Source organism: Micromonospora sp. DT43 (assembly GCF_049841645.1).
Lineage (GTDB): Bacteria > Actinomycetota > Actinomycetes > Mycobacteriales > Micromonosporaceae > Micromonospora.
Map to the genome: position 1 here is coordinate 222,900 of NZ_JBNCKR010000004.1, position 21,177 is coordinate 244,076.

A 21,177-nucleotide genomic window follows, 5' to 3' on the forward strand; every position below is an offset into this window, starting at 1 on the left:
CGCCCAGTGTGGTCGTGCTGGTTACGATCCGGGCATGGCGGAGCCGTGGCGGGACCGGGCGCGACGGGCGGTCGAGTGGAACTGGCGGCTGCGGTCCGTCGGTGATCCACGCCCGCACTACGTGATCTGCGGGAAGGACGCGCTCGCCTACTACGTGGCCCGGGCGATGCTCGAATCCGAGCTGCCGGCGGGTGGGGCCCGGGTGACAGTCGTCGTGCCGGAGCGTTACCGCAGCAACGGGCCGGACGTGGCCGGGCTGCGCGGGGTCCGGGTGGTCCGTTCGGACCGGCTGGACGTGGCGACCTTCGAGGCCGCCGGGCTGGCCGGGGCGACCGGGCTGGCGCTGCTGCACCAGGACGACGTGGGCAACCTGCACGCCGCGCTCTGCGCCCAGGCCGTCGACCAGCGGGTCCGACAGGTGCTGCGAATGTTCAACGGCACCCTCGCCGACGGTGTACGCAAGCTGCTCAAGGCGCCCGTCGAGGTGCTCTCCGACGCCGAGATGGCCGCGCCTGCCTTCGTGGCCGCCGCGCTCAACGAGGTCGACCCCAGCTCCTTCCAACATCGGGACAAGACCCTGCGGGTGGCGCGGCGGGCCGACGTCCGACCGCAGGACGTGGTCTGTGCGTTGGCGCACCTCACCGAGGCGCAGGGGGTGGAGCTGCTGCCCGCCGAGCAGGCCGGCGCCGACCTGGTGCTCGCCGAGGCGACCGGTCAACCACCCGGCACCGAGGTCGCCGCCCGCCGGCTGGTCCGCGCGCGTCGGCGGCGTCGCCCGGTCACTGTGGTGCTGGGAGCGGTACGCGGTTTCGCCACCCGCAAGATCGGTGTCGCGGTGATGGTGGTGCTCGCGCTGATCGCGGTGCTGGGGGCACTGATCTCCCGCGCCGAGGACGTCTCTCCGCTGGAGGCGCTCTACCTGACGCTCGTCACCACGCTCAGCGGCGCCGACCCGGACACCGACAAGGCGGCGGACGCGCAGATCATGCAGGTGGTGCTCAACCTGGCCGGGTTGGCGCTGATCCCGCTGATCACCGCCGTGGTGGTGGACGGCATCGTCAACGCCCGGCTGGCCCTGCACACCGGCCGCCTGCAACCCGCCCGCGCCGGGCACGTGGTGGTGATCGGCCTGGGCAACGTCGGCACCCGCGTGATGGCGCAACTGCGCGAGTACGACGTCGAGGTGGTGGCGATCGACAAGGCCCCGGAGCCGCGCGGCGCCGCCCTGGCCCGTCAACTGGAGGTGCCGCTGATCGTCGGCGACGCCGCGCTGCCCGAGACCCTGGTCTCCGCGTCGGTGGCCGACTGTCAGGCGCTCGTGGTGGCGTCCACCGACGACGTCGCCAACCTGGAGGCGGCGCTGGCCGCCCGCGATCTCCGGGACGACCTGCGGGTGGTGCTGCGGCTCTTCGACGGTGACTTCGCCGAACGGGTGGAGGAGACCTTCGCTCTGGGGGTGTCCCGGTCGGTCTCCTACCTGGCCGCGCCGGCCTTCATCGGGGCGCTCACCGAACGCGCGGTGATCACCACGATCCCTGTCGACAGGCACGCGCTGCCGGTGGCCGAGGTGCCGGTCGCCGCCGGCTCCGAGCTGGACGGTCGACCCCTGGACCTGGTCAACCGGGACGGGCAGGTCCGGCTGATCGCCCGGACCCCGGCCGGCGAAACGAAGACGATCTGGTGGAAGGACCTCGATCCCCGGCAGGTGATCTTCGCCGGTGACCGGCTCACAGTGGTCGCCCGCCGGCGTGGCCTGGACTGGCTGACCAGCCGTTGCGCCCCGCCCGCTACGGGGAGGGTGCCTGTGCCATCGGGTTCCGTCGGTTCGATGCCCCGCGGCGTGCCCACCCCGTCCGGTGCCGTCCCGGCTGGTCTCGCCGTCGGCGAGGAGTCGTCCGCGCCAGCGGTGGTCCCCGGGACGCCGCGGACGCCGACCGATCAGGAGGTCGCCGCATCGGCCCCCGGCGCGGCCCACCCGGTGCCGACCCCGCCGTCGCCGGGCGACGACCGCCCGGTGCCTCCGGCCCGAGGCGCGGGGGCCGAGCCGACAGCGACAGACGACGACTCGACTGGTGTCCCCCATGTACGTGGTTGAGCGGTATACCTGTGAGTCATAACTATGACTCACAGGTATACCGCTCTACAGCACGATCGCGGGCCAGCCGATCAGCGGCTTCGTGTGGTTGTTGTTACTGAGTGACAATCGGTGCCATGCGCTTCCGCGTCCTGGGGCCGACCCAGGTGCTGCTGGCCGACGGGCGTGAGGTCGCCGTGGGCGGTCCACGGCTGCGCGCGCTGCTGGCGCTCCTGCTGCTCGATACGGGCCGGGTGGTGTCCGCCGAGCGGCTGATCGACGGTCTGTACGGCGAACACCCGCCGCGGGGTGCCGCCAATGCGCTCCAATCCCTGGTGTCGCGCCTGCGTCAGGCCCTGCCCGCCGAGCACATCCCGGTCGAGTTCCACCCGGCCGGCTACCGCCTCGCCGTGGACCCCGCGGATGTCGACGCGTACCGGTTCGAGCGGCTCGCCGAGGCTGGGCGTCGCGCGCTCGGCAACGGCGACTGGCACCGCGCGGCGGCCGTGTTGCACGAGGCGCTGGAGCTGTGGCGTGGTCCCGCCCTGGCCGACGTCATCGACGTGGCAGGCGTACCCGCGCGGGCGGCCCGGCTGGATGAGCTGCGGCTGGCCGCCACCGAGGATCGGATCGAGGCGGAGCTGGCGCTGGGCGGACACGCGAAACTGGTTCCCGAGCTGCGGCAACTGGTCGTGGCGTATCCGCTCCGGGAGCGCCCGCGAGGCCACCTCATGAGCGCCCTGGCCACGCAGGGCAGGACGGCCGAGGCGCTGGCCGAGTTCGAGGACGCTCGGCGCACCCTGGCCGAGCAGCTCGGGGTCGACCCGTCGGCGGCGCTGGCCGCGGTTCACCTCGCGGTGCTGCGTGGCGACGAGAGTGCCGCCGTGCCGCGTGGCGATGGCAGCAGGGCCGTGCTGCGCGGCGGGGGCAGCTCCGCCGTGCGCCCGACGACCGAGCAGGCGCTGCCGAGCCAGCTCACCACGTTCGTCGGGCGGGAGGAGGAGCTCACGCGTGTTGGAGCGTTGCTCGGCGAGCGCAGGCTGGTCACCCTCACCGGCCCCGGGGGAGCGGGCAAAACCCGGTTGGCCATCGAGGCGGCGGGCCGTTCGGACGGCGAGGTCTGTCTGGTCGAGCTGGCCGGGCTGGCCGACGGGTCGGACGTACCGCAGGCGGTGCTGAGCGCGCTCGGCCTGCGGGACGCGGGCCTGCGGGCCCCGGCCGAGCCGGGCCGACAGGCCATCGACCGACTGGTCGAGGCACTTGCCGAGCGGCGGTTGCTGCTGGTGCTCGACAACTGTGAGCACGTCGTCGCCGACGCGGCCCGGCTGGCCGCACGACTGCTGGGCGCCTGTCCGGCGCTGCGGGTGCTCGCCACGAGTCGCGAGCCGCTCGGGCTGGCTGGCGAGGCGTTGTGCCAGCTGTCCGGGCTCACCCTGCCGCCACCGGACACGTTGACCGAGGATGCCGACGAGTACGCGGCGGTCCGCCTCTTCGTCCAACGGGCCGCGGACGTCGCACCCGACTTCACCGTCACATCGGCCAACGTCGACGTGGTGCTGCGAATCTGCCGTACCCTCGATGGCCTGCCGCTGGCGATCGAGTTGGCCGCCGCGCGGCTCCGGGCCCTACCCGTCGCGGAGGTGGCCGCCCGACTCGACGACCGGTTCCGGTTGTTGTCCATGGGCAGCCGGGCCGTGTCGCCCCGACACCGCAGCCTCCGGGCCGTGGTCGAGTGGAGCTGGGACCTGCTCGACGATGCCGAACGCACACTGGCCCGCCGGCTGACCGTCTTCGCGGGCGGCGCGACGCTTGAGGGCGCCGGACGCGTCTCCGGCCTCCCCAGCGCCGAGTTCGTCGACGCGCTCAGCGGTCTGGTCGACAAGTCCTTCGTGGAGTTGAGCGGTGGGCGTTACCGGATGCTGGAGACGGTGCGCGCCTTCTGCGCCGAACGTCTCGCCGAAGCCGGCGAGGCCGACCAGCTACGTCGTGCGCACACCTCGTACTTCCTGGAGTTCGCCTGGACCGCCAGCGACCACCTCCGGCAGGCCGAACAGCTGCACTGGCTGCGACGGCTCGACGCCGAGCGGGACAACCTGCACGCGGCGTTGCGTCGTGCCACCGCGGCGGGTGACGCGTCCGAGGCCGCCGGGTTGGTCGCCGCGCTGTCGTTCTACTGGTGGTTGCGCGGCATGCGTGGGGAAGGGGCCCGGCTGGCCGCCGACGTCCTCGACGTTCTCGGTGCCGAGGCGCCGCCCGGGTTGGGCGAGGAGTTCACGCTCTGCGTCTACAACGCCTCGCTCGCCGGTGCCGGTCGCCTGCCGCCGCTCGGTACGCAGGGGTCTGTGATCCGCAGCCTCGACCGCCCCCCTCGGCAACCGTTCCTGCTGTATCTGTCGGGGATCTCGACCGGGCCGCCGTCCGGCGGGCCGGACGACGTCGAAGAGCTGATGCGCGAGCTGCGGCAGCTTGTCGGCCCGGACACCTGGATCAACGCGCTGGGCGCGATGGGACACGGCTCGGCGCAGATGTGGGATGGTCAGTCAGACCGTGCCGAGGCCGCGCTGGCCACCGCACTCGACGGCTTCCGGAGCACCGGCGACCGGTGGGGTTCCATGATCACACTCGGCGCGCTCGGCGAACTGGCCGCCTGGCGTGGTGATCCGGAGGCGGCGGGCGAGCACATGGACCAGGCCATGGGCCTGGCCGAGGAACTCGGCTCGGCCGTCGACCAGGCCGACATGCTGCGTACGCGGGGTGAGATAAGGCTGCGTGCCGGTGACCTCACGGCGGCCCGGGACGACTTCGCCGGTGCGCTGCTCCTGGCGCAGGGCAGTGGCGCGCCGGAGTTCGTGGCCGCCGCCCGACTCGGCCTCGCCCAGGTGGCCCGGCTGCACGGTGATCTCGCCGAGACGAGGCAGCACTGCGAATCGGCGTTGGCCGGTGGGCTCACCGGCTGGTACGTCGGCGAGGCGACGCGCGCGGAGATCATCGTCCTTCTTCAGCAGATCACCGAGGAGGAGAAGGCCGGGGCGGCGAGCGGGCCTGGTGCGCCGCCGTCAGCGGACGGTGCGTGAACCGTCAGCGCCCGACCGCACCCTGGCGGCATGACGACATTCGACGTGACAGCCGAAGGGCTGGGCAAGCGGTACGGCCCGACCCGGGCACTTGACACCTTCGACCTGACCGTGCCGACCGGCACGGTGTACGGGCTGCTGGGGCCGAACGGCGCCGGGAAGACGACTGCCGTACGGATCCTCACCACGCTGCTGCGCTTCGACGCCGGCCGGGCCACCGTGGCCGGATTCGACGTGCGGCGTCAGCCGGACGAGGTGCGGGCCCGGATCGCGTTGACCGGCCAGTACGCGGCGGTCGACGAGACCCTCAGTGGGCGGCAGAACCTGGAGTTGTTCGGCCGGCTGTTCCGGCTGGGTCGACGGGCGGCCCGCAAACGTGCCGACGAACTGCTGGAACGGTTCGGGCTCGACGAGGCAGCGGGTCGGTCGGCAGGTGAGTATTCGGGTGGGATGCGCCGCCGGCTGGACCTCGCGGCCAGCCTTATCCGTACACCGCGGGTGCTCTTCCTCGACGAGCCGACGACCGGCCTGGACCCGCGTAGCCGCAACCAGGTGTGGGACCTGGTCCGTGGCCTGGTCACGGACGGGACCACAGTCCTCCTCACCACGCAGTACCTGGAGGAGGCCGATCAGCTCGCCGGCCGGATCTCGGTGATCGACGCCGGTCGGGTGGTGGCCGAGGGCTCGCCGGACGAACTGAAGTCGATGACCGGCGGCGACCGGATCGAGGTGGTGGTGCGTGATGCGGCCGATCTGACCCAGGCTGCCCGCATCGTCGCGTCTATCTGTGCCGCCCAGCCGGAGCGCGATCCTGAGGTGCGGCGGCTCAGCGTGCCGGTGGCCGACCGGATCGCCGGGCTTGTCGACGTGGTGCGGGCGCTGGACGCCGCCGGGATCGTGGTGGAGGACATCGGCCTGCGGCGCGCGACGTTGGACGAGGCGTTCCTGCATCTGACCGGGCACCGACCGGACGAGGCCCGCGAGCCCGTCGGCGTTGGACGAGAGGCGGGAGTGGCATGACGGCGGCGGTGGTCGACGGCTGGACGATGACCAGGCGGAACATGATCCACGTGATTCGCGCACCGGAGGAGCTGATCCTCTACTTCTCGCTGCCGATCATGTTCGTGCTGGTCTTCGGGTACGTGTTCGGCAGCGGCATGCAGGTGTCGGGTGGTGGCAACTACCGCGAGTTCCTGCTGCCCGGGGTCTTCGTGATGACGATGCTGTACGGCCTCGGCGCCACCGCGACGGGCGTGGCGCTGGACCTCAGCCGGGGCGTGGTCGACCGGTTCCGCTCGATGCCGATGGCGCGGTCCGCCCTGATGACCGGCCGCAGCGCCGCCGACCTGCTCCGTGCCCTGCTGGAGATGTCCACCCTGCTGGTCTGCGGCCTGCTCGTCGGTTGGCAGTGGCGACTCGGGGTGGGCAAGGCGTTACTCGCCGTCGGGCTGCTCCTGCTGCTGCGTGTCGCGATCACCTGGATGGGGATCTACCTGGCGCTTCTGGTCCGTAATCCGGACACCGTCGGCGTGATCGTCTTCCCGGCGGCGTTTCCGCTCACCGCGATTTCAAATGTTTTCGTGTCGCCCGAGCTGATGCCGTCGGTCATCGGGACGATCTCTGAGTGGAATCCGTTGTCGGCTACCGTGGCGGCGATCCGCGAGCTGTTCGGCAACCCGGGCCTGGGTGGTGATTCCTGGCCGGCGGAGCACGCGTTGCTGTTGGCGGTGCTGTGGCCGGTGCTGCTGATCGCGACGTTCGCTCCGCTGGCCGTACGCCGCTACCAGCGGCTCAGTCGCTGAACCCCACGCGCCGGTGGCCTCTCCGGGTCACCGGCGCGCGAGGCGGAGCCCATACCAGGTGGCACCGGCCGCGAGCACGCCGAACCCGGCGAGGACGCTGCCCAGCGGCAGGTTGACCGCGAGCAGCAGGCAGCCGACCAGCCCCAGTCCGGCGAGCACCTGCACCGGTAGCTTTCGTTCCCGTTCCCGGCCCAGCGTGAGCGCCGCCGCGTTGGTGATCGCGTAGTAGACGAGCACCGTGCAGCTCGAGAAGCCGATCGCGTCGCGGACGTCACCGAGCAGCACCACAACGATCACCACGGCGGCGACGGCCAGCTCGGCGCGGTGTGGCACCTGGTGCACCTGGTGCACGGCGGCCAGCGCGCCGGGCAGGTCGCGGCGACGGGCCATCGCGAGGGTGGTCCGGCCGACCCCGGCGACCAGGGACAGCAGCACCCCGACGACGGCGATGGTGGCACCGGCGCGGACCACCCAGGCCAGGCCGGGCAGCCCGGCGGCGGTCACCACGTCGACAAGGGGCGCTGCCGAACCGGCCAGCCGGTCGGCGCCGAGCACGCCGAGCGTGACCACTGCCAGGACCAGGTAGATCGCGAGCACCACCCCGAGCGCCAGCGGCACCGCGCGGGGGATGGTCCGCTGCGGGTCGCGGACCTCCTCGCCGAGCGTCGCGATCCGCGCGTACCCGGCGAAGGCGAAGAACAGCAGCCCGGCAGCGGTGAGCACACCCCGGGCGGAGCCACCGGGTTCGCCGAGCCGATCCAGGTGCACCGGCCCGCCCACCACGCCGACGACCGCGACCAGGGCCAGCACGGCGAGCACCAGGCCGACCAGGGCCCTCGTTGCGGTGGCCGTCTTGCCGATGCCGCGTAGGTTCACAGCCGTCACCGCGAGCACCGCGCCGACCGCGACCAGCCGGGCCTGCCCCGGCCACAGGTACGCCCCGATGGTCAGCGCCATCGCCGCGCAGCTCGCCGTCTTGCCGACCACGAAACCCCAGCCGGCCACGAAACCGGCGAACGGGCCGAGGCGTTCCCGGCCGTAGACGTAGGTGCCGCCGGACTCCGGGTAGCGGGCCGCAAGCCGCGCCGAGCTGGTCGCGTTGCAGAAGGCGATGAGGCCGGCGAGTACCAGCGCGGGCAGCAGCCCGGCGCCGCCGGCCGCCGCGGCGGCCGGGCCGAAGACCACGAAGACGCCCGCGCCGAGCATCGAACCCAACCCGATGACAACCGCATCGGGTACGCCGAGCCGCCGCGCCAACTGATCCACGGACCGACCCTAGGGGTACGAGGTGAACGGCCGATCCCATTCCCGTAGCCGGCCGGGGAGCGGCAGATCGTCCCAGGGCACCCGGTGCAGCAGCCGGTCCAGGAGCAGGCCCAGCAGCAGCCCGGCCACCGAGTCGGTGAGCCAGTGCCAACCCAGGTACGTGGTGGTGGTGAGCACGACAAGCGGCGGCACGACGCGGACCACGGTGACCAGGCGGGCCGGCAGGTGGCGGCCGAAGCTGCGGGCCAGCGGGGCCAGCAGCAGCGCGATCACGCCGTACCAGACGATGGCGTTGGCGACGTGCCCCGACGGGTAGGACTGGGCGAACCGGACCGGCAGGTCGTCGTGGAACAGGGGCAGGGTCTGCTCGGGCGACAGGTTCGGCTCCTTGACGCTGGCGCTCGGTGCCGCCCGCGCGGTCCAGACCTTGAGCGGACCGATCGTCAGGTAGGTCAGCACGAACCCGACCACCGGCGGCAGGATCGGCCGCACCGACCGCAGCCGGACGGCCAGCAGCACGCCCAGACCGGCGGCGATCAGGGTCAGCGGGGAGCCCTGGCCGAGGTGGTTGAACACCCAGGCCACCCAGTAGGCGACTGTCGGCCGGTGCGCGTCGGCCCAGTCGGCGACCGCCCGGTCCAGCCCGAAGAGCTGGTCGGCGGCGAGTGCCACGGTCAATCCGACCAGACCGACAAGCAGGAGGGCGTCGAACCACCAGCCGGCCGGGCGGACGGGCCGTAGCCGCAGGTCACGTCGTACCGCCGAGGGTTTGAGCACGCGACCACGCTACCGGGCCGACGCGAGGTCGGGGTGTGCGGCGCTGTGGGCCAAGCCACGATGTGCGGCGGATACGGGGGGCGACCCGTCATGCTTGTGCCCGTGCGGATCACGTCTGCCCTCGTGGACCCGGCGCTGCTCGACCTACCCTGGTCGACACCGCTGGAGGAGTGGCCTGCCCAGCACCTGGTGGCCCTGCCGCAGGGCATCTCCCGGCACATCGTCCGCTTTGTCCGCTTGGGCGACTACGTGTACGCGTTCAAGGAGACCCGCGAACGGATCGCCGAGCGGGAGTACGACCTGCTCCGAGCCCTGGAGCGCATCGACTTCCCGTCGGTCGAGGCGGTGGCGGTCGTCGCCGACCGGCAGACCGAGGACGGCGAGCCTCTCGAATCGGTGCTGATCACCCGGCACCTGCAGTTCTCGCTGCCGTACCGGGCGCTCTTCTCGCACACCCTCCGCCCGGAGACGATGAGCCGGCTGCTCGACGCGCTCGCCGCCTTGATCGTCCGGATGCACCTGACCGGCTTCTTCTGGGGCGACTGCTCGCTGTCCAACACGCTGTTCCGCCGGGACGCGGGTGCCTTCGCCGCCTATCTGGTGGACGCCGAGACGGGCGCTCTGCACAACTCGCTCTCCAACGGGCAGCGCGGGGAGGACCTGGAGATCGCCCGCGTGAACATCTTCGGTGAGGCGCTGGACCTGCAGGCCGCCGGCCTGCTGCACGAGTCCATCGACCCGGAGGTGGTCTGCGAGGAGGTCGTGCAGCGCTACGAGCGGCTCTGGCACGAGATCACCTACGAGCAGAGAGTCGAGCGGGAGGCCCGGCACGACATCGAGGGTCGCATCCGCCGACTCAACGAGTTGGGCTTCGACGTGGCCGAGGTGGCCATGTCGACAATCGACGACGGGCGCTACCTGGTGCGGCCGAAGGTGGTCGACGCCGGCTACCACACCCGGCGGCTGCTGCGGCTCACCGGTCTGGACGCCGAGGAGAACCAGGCCCGCAAGCTGCTCAACGACCTGGACGCGTACCGGGCGGAGAGCGACCTGACCGACGAGCAGCAGGCGGCGCACCGCTGGCTCACCGAGGTCTTCGAGCCGGTGGTCCGGGCCGTGCCGGCGAACCTGCGCCGCAAGCTGGAGCCGCAGGAGCTGTTCGCGCAGATCATCGAGCACAAGTGGCTGCTCTCCGAGCAGGCCGGCCGGGACGTGGGAATGGCGCCCGCCGTGCAGTCGTACCTGGCCGACGTGCTGGTGCATCGCCCCGACGAACAGGCCGTGCTCGGCGTCGACGTCCCCGCCCTGGGCTGACCGGGGGTTCTCGGCGTCCGCTGGCGTTCGGCGGCCGGCGGCCGGCGGCCGGCGGCCGGTGGCCGGTGGCTCTCGGCGTCTGCTGGTGGCCGGCGAAGGGCGGAGGAGGTGGTCGCGTCCTTTGGAGCTGATGTCGCGAACGAATCGGCCCCCTTCTCCTTCGAGATCCTCAGGGACGCGCCGATGTCGTTGAGCTGATCAGCTCCAAAGGACGCGAAGTCCAGGTCGGACCGGCGCGGCGACGGGTCACGGCCAGCGCGCGCCCGGCCACCGCGCGCCCGGCTACCGCGCGCCCGGCCACCGCGCGCCCGGTCACTCCACCCAGGAGCCTCCGCGCAGCACCCGTACCACGTTGAGGTCGTCGTCGAGCACGACCAGGTCGGCGCGGAGGCCGACCTGGAGGGCACCGACGCGGTCGCCCAGACCGATGGCGCGGGCCGGGGTGGTGGCCACCATCCGTGCGGCGTCGGCCATCGGAATCCCTGCGTGCACGGCGTGCCGCAGCGCCGCGTCCATGGTCAGCGTGCTGCCGGCGATCGCGCCGTCGCGGGCGAGTCGGGCCACGCCGTCGGTCACCGTGACGGCCTGACCGCCCAACTCGTACTCACCGTCGGCCATTCCGGCGGCGGCCATCGCGTCGGTGATCAGCGCGGCCCGGTCGGGGCCGGCGGTGGCGGTGGTGAAGGTCAGCATGCCGTCGTGCAGGTGCACCCCGTCGGCGACCAGTTCGCAGATCACGGTGGGCGCGTCCAACAGGGCCACCACCGGACCGGGCTCGCGGTGGTGCACGGGCCGCATGCCGTTGAACAGGTGCGTACCCACGCTCGCGCCGGCCGCGATCGCGGCGCGGGTCTGCTCGTAGGTGGCGTCGGTGTGGCCCACGGCCGCTACCACGCGGTGCGTGGTGAGCAGCTTGATCGCCTCCAGCGCGCCGTCGCGTTCCGGGGCGAGGGTGACCATGCGGATCGCGCCCCGACCCAACTCGATCAGCTCGGTCAGCTCGTCAGTGGACGGGTCGCGCAGGTACTCCGGGTTCTGTGCGCCGCAACGGGCGGCGGAGAGGTAGGGGCCCTCGAAGTGGACGCCCGCCAGCACGCCCTCGTCGACAAGCGGCGCGAACGCCTCGGTGGCCGCGCGCATCACCGGAAAGGGCGCACTGACCAGGCTGGCCAGCAGCGTGGTGGTGCCGTGCGCCAGGTGGAAGCCGGCCGCCGCGCGGGCCTGGTCGGCGTCGCCTGTGGTGAAGGTGTGCCCGCCGCCGCCGTGGGTGTGCATGTCGACGAAGCCCGGCAGGATCCAGTGCCCGTCGCGGACCGACGGATATTCGGCCACAGCCGTGATCCGGTCGCCGTCCCACTCGACGCAGCCCTGCCGGACGACACCGGTCGGGGTCACCACTCGGCCGTTCACCCGTACGGTCATCGCTCCTCCTGATGGTCGGGGACGCGGGCGGCGTCCGTGTCCCGGACGCCCGCGGCGTCCAGCGCGAGCAGGGCGGCGCCGAGGCAGCCGGCCTCGTCGCCGAGGGCCGCCGCGACCAGCCGCGGCTCCCGGTGGAAGGTCATCCGCTCGTGCAGCGCCGTCCGCAGCGGGCCGAGCAGCCCGTCCCCTGCCTGGGCCAGGCCACCGCCGAGCACGATCGTCGACACGTCGAACAGGGCCTGCCCGGTGGCGAGACCGTCGGCGAGGGCGTCGACGGCCTCCTGCCAGACGCGGGCGGCGAGGGGTTCACCGGCGGCGGCCCGCTCGGCCACCACGGCGGCCGTCACGGCAGCACCGGATGTCTGTTCCGCGGCCGGGGTCGAGGACGCCGCGCCCGCCCGCCCATGATCGGCGAGCTCCGCGTAGCGGCGGCCGATCGCGGCGGCCGAGGCGACCGCCTCCAGGCAACCGGGCCGTCCACAGCCGCAGCGCGGACCGTCGGGACGCACCATGATGTGGCCGATCTCCCCGGCGGCGCCGTGCGCGCCGACTCCGGCCACGCCGTCGACGACGTGCGCGGCGGCGATGCCGGTGCCGATCGCCACGAAGAGCACGTGGTCGGCGCCGCGTCCGGCGCCGAGCCGGGCCTCGGCGAGACCACCGACGCGCACGTCGTGGCCGAGCGCGGTGGGCAGCCCGAGCCGCGCCACCGCCAGGTCCCGCAGGGGTACGTCCCGAAAGCCCACGTTCGCCGACCAGACCGCGACCCCGCGCGCCTCGTCCACCACCCCGGGGACGGCGATGCCTATCGCGACCGGGGTGTGGCCGTCGGCGCGGGCAGTGGCGGCCAACCCCTCCGCGACGTCCAGAATGGTGTCGACAACGGCCGCCGGGCCGCGCGCGGCGTCGGTGGGGTGTCGCTCGGTGTGTACGACGACGCCGTCCGGCCGGACCAGGGCGCACTTCATGCCGGTGCCGCCGACGTCCAGCGCGACGACCACCCGGCCGCTCGCGCTCACGCCAGCACCACGGACCGGCTGACGTGCCGGGGCGCGTCCGGGTCGAGACCCCGGCTGGTCGCCAGCGCGACCGCGAACCGCTGCGCCAGGATCAGGTCGGCCATCGGGTCGACCGGGGTACGACCGGCCGACCAGCTGCCGAGCACCGTGCGCCAGCCGTGCGTACGGCTGTGCACGAAGGCCGCGCCGGTGGCGGCCACGTCCTCGGGCAGCCCGTCGGGCAGCTCGCCGAACGCCCAGACCAGCCGGCCCGGTGCGGCGATCGAGATGGGGCCGTGCCGGTAGTCCATCGCCGGGTACGCCTCGGCCCAGAAGGTGGCCGCCTCGCGACACTTCAGCGCGGCCTCCTGGGCGAGGCCGACAGTCCAGCCCCGACCGAGGAAGGTGGCCTGCCCGATGGTGGCCGGGTCGATCGGCAGCGGGGAGCGCACCGCCACCTCGGCGTCGGCGGCGAGCGCGGCCACCGGGTCACCGAGGTGTGCCCGGAGCAGGGCCAGCGCGGTCGTCGCGAAGCGGGTCTGCACCACCGACCGCTCGTCGGCGAAGGGCATGGCCACGGTGGCGGTGGCCAGCTCGACCGCCGGGGAAGCGGGGTCGCCGACGATGACTGTGGTGGGCGTACGGCCGCGCAGCGCGGCGAGCAGCTCCAGCACCTCCGTGGTGGTGCCGGAACGGGTGATCGCGATGAGCCGGTCGTAGCGGCGGCCGGCGGGGAACTCGGACGCCTGGAACGCGTCGGTCTCGCCCTGGCCGGCCTGTTCGCGGCGGGCGGCGTACGCCATGGCCATGAACCACGACGTGCCGCAACCGACGACGGCGACCCGCTCGCCGGGGCGCGGGAGGTCGTCGCGGACGACACCGGACAGCTCGGCGGCCTCCCGCCAGCAGTCGGGCTGGCTCGCGATCTCCGCGTCCACGTACGCCATGGGAAACTCCTCGCCGAGCCGACCTGTCTGCGCAATACGGCGCGTTACACCCGCATTTCGCGCGTTATTCTGCGCGAAGCGGGGTGGCCGTGGCAACCGACCGGCCGATCGCGCAGAACGGCCTTTTGCGCCAGGCTAGTTTCGCGCACTAGTGTGCACGCAATCAATCACCGATCGTGCAGTCACTGAGAGGGCCCCCTAGGTGGACCGGTACGCCAGATGGAACGCCCTGCTGGAGATGCTCACCGACAACGGTCGGGTCAGCGTCGAGGCGGCTGCCGAGCGGCTGGACGTCTCCCAGGCCACCATCCGGCGCGACTTCGACCAGCTCGCCCAGCAGCAGATGATCACCAGGACCCGGGGTGGCGCGGTCGCCAACGGCGTCTCGTACGACCTGCCGCTGCGCTACAAGACGGCCAAGCACTCGGCGGAGAAGCAGCGGATCGGCGCCGCCGCCGCGGCGCTCGTCACGCCCGGCACCGTGGTCGGCCTCAACGGTGGCACCACAAGCACGGAGGTGGCCCGGGCCCTGGCCGTCCGTCCGGACCTGAACACCAGCGCCGAGGGCGCCCAGCTCACGGTCGTGACCAACGCGCTCAACATCGCCAACGAGCTGCTGGTGCGGTCCCGGATGAAGGTGGTGGTGGCCGGCGGGGTGGTGCGCCCGAAGTCGTTCGAGCTGGTCGGCCCGCTGGGCGGTGCGCTGCTGCGTGAGGTCACCCTGGACGTCGCGCTGCTCGGCGTGGACGCGATCGACCCGCAGCTCGGCGCGGCCGCCCACCACGAGGGCGAGGCGGCCATGAACAACCTGATGGTGGCCCGCGCCAAGCGGGTCGTGATCATCGCGGACTCGTCCAAGTTGGGCGGTCACGCCTTCGCCCGGATCTGCCCGGTGGAGCGCGTCGAGACGCTGGTTACCGACTCCGGGGCGGACCCGGAGGTGGTGGACGCCTTCCGGGCGGCCGGCGTGCAGGTCGTCTGCGCCTGAGCGGTCACGCTCCGTCGATGAAACGCATCGATCGGCGTGTCGATGCATACCCGGTATTGCGCGGCTCTGCATACCGCGTATGGTGTCGGCTGTCACGCCCACCCATCGGGGGAGGTGCAGCTTGCCTGCTGTCCTGGAGATCGAAGGTCTACGTAAGACGTACAAGAGTCGTCGACGCGGCACCCGCAACGCGCTCGACGGCTTCGACATGCGGGTCGACGCGGGGCAGGTGCACGGCTTCCTGGGTCCTAACGGCTCCGGCAAGACCACCACGCTGCGTACGCTGCTCGGCCTGATCCGGCCCGACGGCGGCCGGATGACGCTGCTCGGGCACGAGGTTCCCGCCGCGCTGCCCACCGTCGCCGGTCAGGTCGGCGCGATCGTGGAGAGCCCGCAGTTCTTCCCGCACTTCTCGGCACGGGACACGCTGTCCCTGCTGGCCGGTGCCGGCGAGGTGCCGGCCACGCGGGTCGACGAGGTGCTGGAGCTGGTCGGGCTGCGCGACCGGGCCGGTGAGCGCGTCAAGACGTACTCGCTGGGCATGAAGCAGCGGCTCGCCGTCGCGTCCGCCCTGTTGAAGAACCCGAAGTTTCTCATCCTCGACGAGCCGGCCAACGGCCTCGACCCGGGCGGCATCCGGGAGATGCGGACGCTGATGCGGACGCTCGCCGAATCCGGGATGACTGTGCTGCTGTCCAGCCACATCCTCGGTGAGATCCAGCTGATCTGCGACTCGGTCACGATCATCTCGCTCGGTCGCCGGGTCGCCTTCGGCCCGGTCGACGAGGTGCTCGCCCAGCACTCGTCCGGCGCCGTCCGGGTCCGCCTGGAGGCGGTCAGTGACCTGCCGGCGGCAACCGAGGCTCTCACCCGGGCCGGGGTCCGGGTCGCCGGGCATCCGGACCACCTGATGCTTACCGGCGTCGACAAGCCGGCCACCGTGACCCGGCTGCTCGCCGAGCAGAACCTGTACGTCAGCGAGCTGGCCCCGATCGCGGTCGACCTGGAGAGCGTCTTCCTCGAACTGACCGCCACCGCGCCGGTCCCCGGCCAGGCCCGCCAGGTCGACGAGTCCATGAAGGTCGGTGGGACGGGTCAGCCCGGCGCCACCGGAGGAGGGTGGGGCGCGTGAGCCTCTTTCGGACTGAGTTTCGCCGACTGACCAAGCGGCGCTTCAGCCGCTACATGACGCTGCTCGGCCTGCTGGTGCTGGCCGCGGTGGTGGTCGGTGTGTTCTTCACCAACCAGAAGATCGACGCCGGTCAGCTCGCCAAGGCCGAGCGTCAGGCCGACCAGCAGTACCAGGATCAGGTGCGCTGGGCCGAGCAGGAACGGGTCAACTGCGAGCAGGCCAAGACGGCCGGTACGCCGAACGACGGCCGCTACCCCGACGACTGCTCGGTGATCTCGCCCCCGTCCCGGGACCAGATCGACGCGAAGTGGTTCCTGCCCTCGACGTTCAACTTCCGGGAGACGTTCGACGCGACGCTCATCCCGTTCGCGGCGATCCTCGCCCTGGTCGGGTTCATCGTCGGCGCGTCCTTCGTCGGTGCCGAGTGGAGCACCGGCGGCATGATGAACCTGCTGCTCTGGCGGCCGAAGCGGCTCACCGTGCTGTTCACCAAGCTGGCCGCGCTGCTCACCGGCATCCTGGCGGTGACGCTGCCCGCCGCGGTGCTCTGGTTCGCCGGATTCTGGGCGGTCGCCACGTTCCGAGGTAGCACCGAGAAGATGACCTCGGGGGCATGGCAGTCGTTCGCCCTGACCGGGCTACGTGGTGTGGCGCTGGTCCTCGTGCTCACCACCATCGGGTTCGCGCTGGCCTCCCTGGGCCGGCACACCGCGATGGCCCTCGGCGGCGTGGTCGCGGTGATGGTGGTCTTCCAGTTCGGCCTGGGCATCCTGCTGGAGATGGCAAGCGTGCAGTGGGCCGAGGCGTGGCTGCTCCCCACCTACCTGCTGGCCTGGATGACCAAGAAGGTGACCCTGCAGGACTACGACTCCTGCAACTTCAACTACAGCGGGGAGTGCAACCCACCGACCCTGGACATCACCTGGCAGCAGTCCTCGGGGCTGCTCGTGGTCGGGACGGTCGTGATCCTCGGTGCCGCGGTCTGGAGCATGCGGCGGCGAGACATCACCTGACGTACGACGACAGCGGCGCGGCCGGCCCGGCCGTCGGGTGTTCCCGACGTGCGGGGCCGGCCGTGCCGGCTACTGCGACAGTGGTCGTCCCTGGTTAGGCTGACCGTCATGCCCGCCGACGCCACCCCGACCGCTCCCGAGCCGTCCACCGGCGCTCGTCCGGGCGACCTGGCCGGTGCTGGCACGCCGAGCGTCCCGGCCCCCCGACCGGCGCCGCCCGTCGAGAGCACCGACGACGTCCGGCCGGCCGAGGACACGGCACCGGCCGACGACGAGGCGCAGCCCGCCGAGCCCGCCGCGCAGGCGGTCGGCCTGACCACCCGAGAACGGGCCATCCTCGCCTTCGAGCAGCAGTGGTGGCGGCACGCCGGCGCCAAGGAGCAGGCCGTCCGGGACACCTTCGGCATCTCCTCGACCCGGTACTACCAACTGCTCAACGGACTGCTGGACAATCCGGCGGCGCTTGCCGCCGATCCCGTGCTCATCGGCCGGCTCCGCCGGCTGCGCTCCTCGCGGGCCCGCAACCGCCGCCGCTGACCGCCGCCGGCGCTACCTCTTCTCGTACCCCTGCAGGCCGTTGCCGATGGCGAAGAACGTCGGCGCCCACTCGCCGATGAAGATGCCCCACCTGTCGGCGCGCGCGACACCGGCCTTCTCCAGGTGCCTGGAGAGGAACCAACTGGCGAACGAGAGACCGATGCTGGCGAAGCCCGCCATGTACATGTGATCCGCCTTGAGCCCTGATTCGTGCAACCGCTTCAACACGCGATCCCCCTGTCGCCGACGGCGGCCCCGACCCGCCCTCCCACCTGCGGAGGGACACCACGGAGGCCAGACATCTGTCACGCTACCGCCGGCGCCGCCGCACGAACGCCGGTTGCCGCGATACCAGGCCGGCGCAGGAATGCGGCAAGGTCCCAGGGGTACGCGACGTCCCGTCCCGGCCGCCGTCGTGCGGCGCGGGCCGACGGAGGGAGCGGGCGATGAGGGGCAGCAACCCGACGGGGGCCGCGGCGATGATGCGGGTGTGCTCCGCGTCCACGCCGGCGCCGGGCCGGCCGGTAAACGAGGACCTGGTCTTCCAGTTCGGCCCGCTTGTCGGTGTCCTGGACGGCGCGACAGTGCCCGACGGCTTCGACACCGGCTGCGTCCACGGGCCGGAGTGGTACGTCCGTCACCTGGCCGCCCGGATCGGCGTGGCCGAGGCGGTCCGTCCGGCGGCCCGTCTGACCAGCAACCTGGCCGCGGCCATCCTCGCCGTCCGTGCCGATCACGGCGGGCAGTGCGACCTCGACCACCCGGGCACCCCGTCCAGCACCGTCTGCCTGCTGCGCGACTGCGGCGACCAGGTGGACTACCTCGTGCTCTGCGACAGCCCTCTGGTGCTGGACGTCGGCGGGCAGGTGAGCGTGGTGACCGACGACCGGCTCGACACGGCGATGGCCGAACTGCGGCAGACGGTCGCCACCGTGCCGGCAGGTACGGCCGACCCGGTCGCGCGCTTCCGGCACGCGGTGGGCGTCCAACGGGAGCGGATGAACCGCACCCACGGCTACTGGGTGGCGGCGGCCGACCCGGACGCGGCCTTCCACGCGGTGACCGGGACGCTGCCCCGCCGAGGTCCTGCGGCCCTGCGCCGGGCGGCGCTGCTCAGCGACGGCGCGTCGAGCGCGGTCGAGCAGTTCGGGCTGACCGACTGGACGGGACTGCTGGACCTGCTGAGCGCCGACGGGCCGGCCGCGCTGCTCGACCGGGTCCGGGACGCCGAACGCGATCACCCCGACCGACTGCGCAGGCACAAACCCACCGACGACGCCTCGGTCGTGTTCTGCGATTTCGGACCGGCCGGATGACAACGGAGCGTGATGAGGAACACCCGGGCCGCCCGACCGGCCGCTACCGCTGGCCGGACCGCCAGTGGATGTCCAATGGGGTGGACTTCGGCCGATGGGGGCGGCAGACTGCGGCACGTGGCGGGTGCGGTCCGGCTGGAGCCGGTGGACGAGCGGAATCTGGAGCCATTGCTCTCCGTAGCGGCTGCCGAGGCCGAGCCGGGTGAGGTGATGCCCCCGGTCGAGGCTCCCGCCGGCTGGTCGCTCGCCCGCCGGGAGGCGTTCCGCGAGTTCCACCGGGCGAGCTTCGCCGGCCTGGACGGCCCGACCGGCTCGCAGATGTACGCGATCCTCGTCGGCGGCGAGGTGGTCGGCATGATCCGGATGACGCGCTGTGACGAGCCCGGCACGGTGGAGACGGGTATGTGGCTCGGCCTCTCGGCGCGCGGGCAGGGAATCGGGGCGGCCGCCCTGCGGGAATTGCTCAACGTCGCAGCCCGGGCCGGGATGCGGGCCGTGGTAGCCGAGACGACGCCGGACAATATCGGCGCGGTCACAGTCCTCGAAAAATGCGGCGCGAAACTGCGTGAGGACGGCGTAAAGGTGCACGCCGAAATCTGCCTGGATTCGACGCCTCCCGCCCTCTGAATACTGCGCCAGCCTCTCGTCCTTGCTGGCGTGTTAGCTGCTCAGGACCGCTGGAAAGTCCCGTCTGAGTCGGTCTGCGCCACCTTTCCGAATGTCTCTGGCCGCCGCCGCCGGAAATTGCCTGAGCGGTTTCGCGGCTATTCCGCCGGGTACTGCCCGCCGGGTCCGCAGATACGGGACGTCTGATCCGGGTGAGCCACGCGCTGTTCCCCGGTAGCCCTTCTCCGGCCCCTGTGCGGGCAGACGTCCCGGACCCACCGGGGAGCGAGGGGGACCTGATGAAGACCGGAACACGAATCGGCCTGGCGGTGGGCTTCGGCTACCTGCTGGGCCGACGTCGCAAGTTGCGTACCGCGTTGACCCTGGCCGCGGCGGTCGCCGCCGGCCGGGCGAGCCGCGACCCGGGTGGTCTGCTGAAACGGGGCGGCGACCTGCTGCAGTCGTCCCCGCAACTGAGCAACCTGAGCCGGCTCGGCGGGCCGCTTGTCAACGCCGGCCGGTCCGCCGCGACCGCAGCGGCCGGCAGTGGCGTCGACGCGCTCACCGGTCGACTTCGCGGCTCCGCCGACGCGCTACGCCGCCGCTCGGCGAACCAGGGCGGCAACGGCAGCGGCGACGGCGACCAGGGCCGCGGCGACCAGGGCGGCGGCGCGGCGAACGACCGGAACGACCCGGCCGGGCAGCGACGGGGGCGGTGACCATGGCGGGAGACACCAACTCTGGGGGCCTCGGCGACAAGCTGCGCGGCCAGTTGGCCGACGAGGTGCGCAACCTCGCCGGTGCGATCGGCGAGCGCGCGGTGAGCGTGGTTACGGAGCGGATCACCGGCGCGACCGGCCGCCTGAGCGAGTACGCGCGCCAGGGCGGCGGGCCGGGCCTGGTCGCCGCCGCCACCGGCGCGCAGAAGCTGGCCGAGGGTGGCTCACCGGTGAAGGCGATGCTGCATGCCGGGGTGGCCGGCGGTAAGGAGAAGGTGATGTCGGCTCTCGGCCGCGTGGGCGGCAAGGGCGGTAAGGGTGGCAAGAAGCAGAAGGTCACCAACATCGTCGAGACGATCGAGGTCGGCGTGCCGGTGCGTGCCGCGTACAACCAGTGGACGCAGTTCGGCGATTTCCCGAGCTTCATGAAGAAGGTCGAGCAGGCCGAGAACGACGAGGCCGAGAAGATGACCTGGAAGGCGCAGGTCTTCTGGTCGCACCGCACGTGGGAGTCGACGATCATCCGGCAGGTGCCGGACCGGCTCATCCACTGGCGGTCGAAGGGCGAGAAGGGCTCGGTCGACGGCACCGTCAGCTTCCACGAGATCACCCCGGACCTGACGCGCATCCTGGTGGTGCTGGAGTACCACCCGCAGGGCCTCTTCGAGCACACCGGCAACCTGTGGCGGGCCCAGGGCCGGCGCGTACGGCTGGAGTTGAAGCACTTCGTCAGGCACGTCATGACCGGCGTGGCACTCGACCCGGACAAGGTCGAGGGCTGGCGCGGCGAGATCCGCGACTCCCAGGTGGTCAAGGACCACGAAACCGGCCTGCGCGAGGAACGGGAGCAGTCCGAGCGCGAGGACGAGGGGTACGCCGAGGAGGAGCCGCGCCCCCGGCCCGGCGGCCGCCTGCGCCAGCGGCCACCCCGGCGACCGGCCGAGCCGGAGTACGACGAGGAGTACGAGGCGTACGAGGAAGGCTACGACGAGGGGTACGCGGACGAGCCCGACGAGGAGCCGCCACCGCCACCGCGTCGTCGCGCTCCCGAGCGGGCCCGCCGCCTCCAGCCACGCGAGGAGCCGCAGCGCCCCCGGCCGCCGGTCCGCCGGGGAGCGGAGCCACCACGCCGACCCGTGGTGCGCCGCCGCCGGGAGGAGGAGTGACGCCGGCCTCCGGTGGTGTCCGGTGT

The 21,177-nt window shown here is 72.4% G+C and carries 19 protein-coding genes; 13 read left to right on the top strand and 6 right to left on the bottom strand.

What is annotated here, in order from left to right; all coding sequences use genetic code 11:
- Positions 1–34: 34 nt before the first annotated feature.
- The 4 genes from ACLQ26_RS12565 (at position 35) to ACLQ26_RS12580 (ending at position 6,950) form a co-directional block, all read left to right on the top strand.
- The gene (locus ACLQ26_RS12565) at positions 35–2,095 is read left to right on the top strand and encodes an NAD-binding protein (RefSeq protein ID WP_425744575.1); all 2,061 of its coding nucleotides are present in this window, start codon (positions 35–37) and stop codon (positions 2,093–2,095) included.
- Positions 2,096–2,211: 116 nt separating this feature from the next.
- Positions 2,212–5,148, top strand: a complete 2,937-nt coding sequence (locus ACLQ26_RS12570; RefSeq protein WP_425744576.1) for a BTAD domain-containing putative transcriptional regulator — start codon at positions 2,212–2,214, stop codon at positions 5,146–5,148.
- A 30-nt stretch (positions 5,149–5,178) separates the two neighbouring features.
- Positions 5,179–6,168, top strand: coding sequence for an ATP-binding cassette domain-containing protein (locus ACLQ26_RS12575; protein ID WP_425744577.1), 990 nt, complete (start codon positions 5,179–5,181; stop codon positions 6,166–6,168).
- Positions 6,165–6,950, top strand: coding sequence for an ABC transporter permease (locus ACLQ26_RS12580; RefSeq protein WP_425744578.1), 786 nt, complete (start codon positions 6,165–6,167; stop codon positions 6,948–6,950). The genes ACLQ26_RS12575 and ACLQ26_RS12580 overlap by 4 nt, the downstream gene beginning before the upstream one ends.
- 27 nt (positions 6,951–6,977) lie before the next feature.
- Here the strand turns inward: ACLQ26_RS12580 and ACLQ26_RS12585 are convergent, their stop codons facing one another.
- The gene (locus ACLQ26_RS12585) at positions 6,978–8,216 is read right to left on the bottom strand and encodes an APC family permease (RefSeq protein WP_425744579.1); all 1,239 of its coding nucleotides are present in this window, start codon (positions 8,214–8,216) and stop codon (positions 6,978–6,980) included.
- A gap of 9 nt (positions 8,217–8,225) precedes the next feature.
- Positions 8,226–8,963 (bottom strand): phosphatase PAP2 family protein, encoded by a 738-nt coding sequence (locus tag ACLQ26_RS12590; RefSeq protein WP_425744807.1) that lies wholly within the window; start codon positions 8,961–8,963, stop codon positions 8,226–8,228.
- A 120-nt stretch (positions 8,964–9,083) separates the two neighbouring features.
- Between ACLQ26_RS12590 and ACLQ26_RS12595 the strand changes: the two genes are divergently transcribed.
- Complete coding sequence (locus ACLQ26_RS12595) at positions 9,084–10,307, top strand: DUF4032 domain-containing protein (protein ID WP_425744580.1); 1,224 nt, start codon at positions 9,084–9,086, stop codon at positions 10,305–10,307.
- Positions 10,308–10,619: 312 nt separating this feature from the next.
- Here ACLQ26_RS12595 and nagA read toward each other — a convergent pair whose 3' ends face one another.
- Genes nagA through ACLQ26_RS12610 form a run of 3 tightly spaced genes read right to left on the bottom strand, consistent with a single transcriptional unit; the run spans position 10,620 to position 13,674 of the window.
- Positions 10,620–11,729: an N-acetylglucosamine-6-phosphate deacetylase gene (gene nagA / locus ACLQ26_RS12600; RefSeq protein ID WP_425744581.1), complete on the bottom strand. Its 1,110-nt coding sequence runs from the start codon at positions 11,727–11,729 to the stop codon at positions 10,620–10,622.
- Positions 11,726–12,748, bottom strand: coding sequence for an ROK family protein (locus tag ACLQ26_RS12605; protein ID WP_425744582.1), 1,023 nt, complete (start codon positions 12,746–12,748; stop codon positions 11,726–11,728). Before ACLQ26_RS12605 ends, nagA begins: the two co-directional genes overlap by 4 nt.
- The gene (locus ACLQ26_RS12610; RefSeq protein ID WP_425744583.1) at positions 12,745–13,674 is read right to left on the bottom strand and encodes an SIS domain-containing protein; all 930 of its coding nucleotides are present in this window, start codon (positions 13,672–13,674) and stop codon (positions 12,745–12,747) included. The genes ACLQ26_RS12605 and ACLQ26_RS12610 overlap by 4 nt, the downstream gene beginning before the upstream one ends.
- A gap of 202 nt (positions 13,675–13,876) precedes the next feature.
- Here ACLQ26_RS12610 and ACLQ26_RS12615 point away from each other — a divergent pair, with 202 nt between their 5' ends.
- The 4 genes from ACLQ26_RS12615 to ACLQ26_RS12630 all read left to right on the top strand — a co-directional run bounded on the left by ACLQ26_RS12615 (position 13,877) and on the right by ACLQ26_RS12630 (position 17,344).
- Positions 13,877–14,662 carry a DeoR/GlpR family DNA-binding transcription regulator gene (locus ACLQ26_RS12615; RefSeq protein ID WP_007465896.1) on the top strand — a complete coding sequence of 262 codons (786 nt, stop codon included), beginning with the start codon at positions 13,877–13,879 and terminating at the stop codon, positions 14,660–14,662.
- A gap of 121 nt (positions 14,663–14,783) precedes the next feature.
- Positions 14,784–15,794, top strand: a complete 1,011-nt coding sequence (locus tag ACLQ26_RS12620) for an ATP-binding cassette domain-containing protein (protein ID WP_425744584.1) — start codon at positions 14,784–14,786, stop codon at positions 15,792–15,794.
- Entirely contained in the window at positions 15,791–16,807 is a 1,017-nt protein-coding gene (locus ACLQ26_RS12625; RefSeq protein ID WP_425744585.1) for an ABC transporter permease subunit, read from the top strand. The genes ACLQ26_RS12620 and ACLQ26_RS12625 overlap by 4 nt, the downstream gene beginning before the upstream one ends.
- A gap of 108 nt (positions 16,808–16,915) precedes the next feature.
- The gene (locus ACLQ26_RS12630) at positions 16,916–17,344 is read left to right on the top strand and encodes a DUF3263 domain-containing protein (RefSeq protein WP_425744586.1); all 429 of its coding nucleotides are present in this window, start codon (positions 16,916–16,918) and stop codon (positions 17,342–17,344) included.
- A 12-nt stretch (positions 17,345–17,356) separates the two neighbouring features.
- On the opposite strand, the gene ACLQ26_RS12635 is transcribed toward ACLQ26_RS12630, so the two are convergent.
- Positions 17,357–17,572: a hypothetical protein gene (locus ACLQ26_RS12635; RefSeq protein WP_363684685.1), complete on the bottom strand. Its 216-nt coding sequence runs from the start codon at positions 17,570–17,572 to the stop codon at positions 17,357–17,359.
- Between the two features lie 218 nt (positions 17,573–17,790).
- Here ACLQ26_RS12635 and ACLQ26_RS12640 point away from each other — a divergent pair, with 218 nt between their 5' ends.
- From ACLQ26_RS12640 to ACLQ26_RS12655, 4 genes are all read left to right on the top strand, one after another.
- Entirely contained in the window at positions 17,791–18,660 is an 870-nt protein-coding gene (locus tag ACLQ26_RS12640) for a hypothetical protein (RefSeq protein WP_425744587.1), read from the top strand.
- A 117-nt stretch (positions 18,661–18,777) separates the two neighbouring features.
- Complete coding sequence (locus ACLQ26_RS12645) at positions 18,778–19,287, top strand: GNAT family N-acetyltransferase (protein ID WP_425744588.1); 510 nt, start codon at positions 18,778–18,780, stop codon at positions 19,285–19,287.
- A gap of 278 nt (positions 19,288–19,565) precedes the next feature.
- The gene (locus ACLQ26_RS12650; protein WP_425744589.1) at positions 19,566–19,985 is read left to right on the top strand and encodes a hypothetical protein; all 420 of its coding nucleotides are present in this window, start codon (positions 19,566–19,568) and stop codon (positions 19,983–19,985) included.
- Between the two features lie 2 nt (positions 19,986–19,987).
- Positions 19,988–21,151: an SRPBCC family protein gene (locus tag ACLQ26_RS12655; protein WP_425744590.1), complete on the top strand. Its 1,164-nt coding sequence runs from the start codon at positions 19,988–19,990 to the stop codon at positions 21,149–21,151.
- Positions 21,152–21,177: the final 26 nt, after the last annotated feature.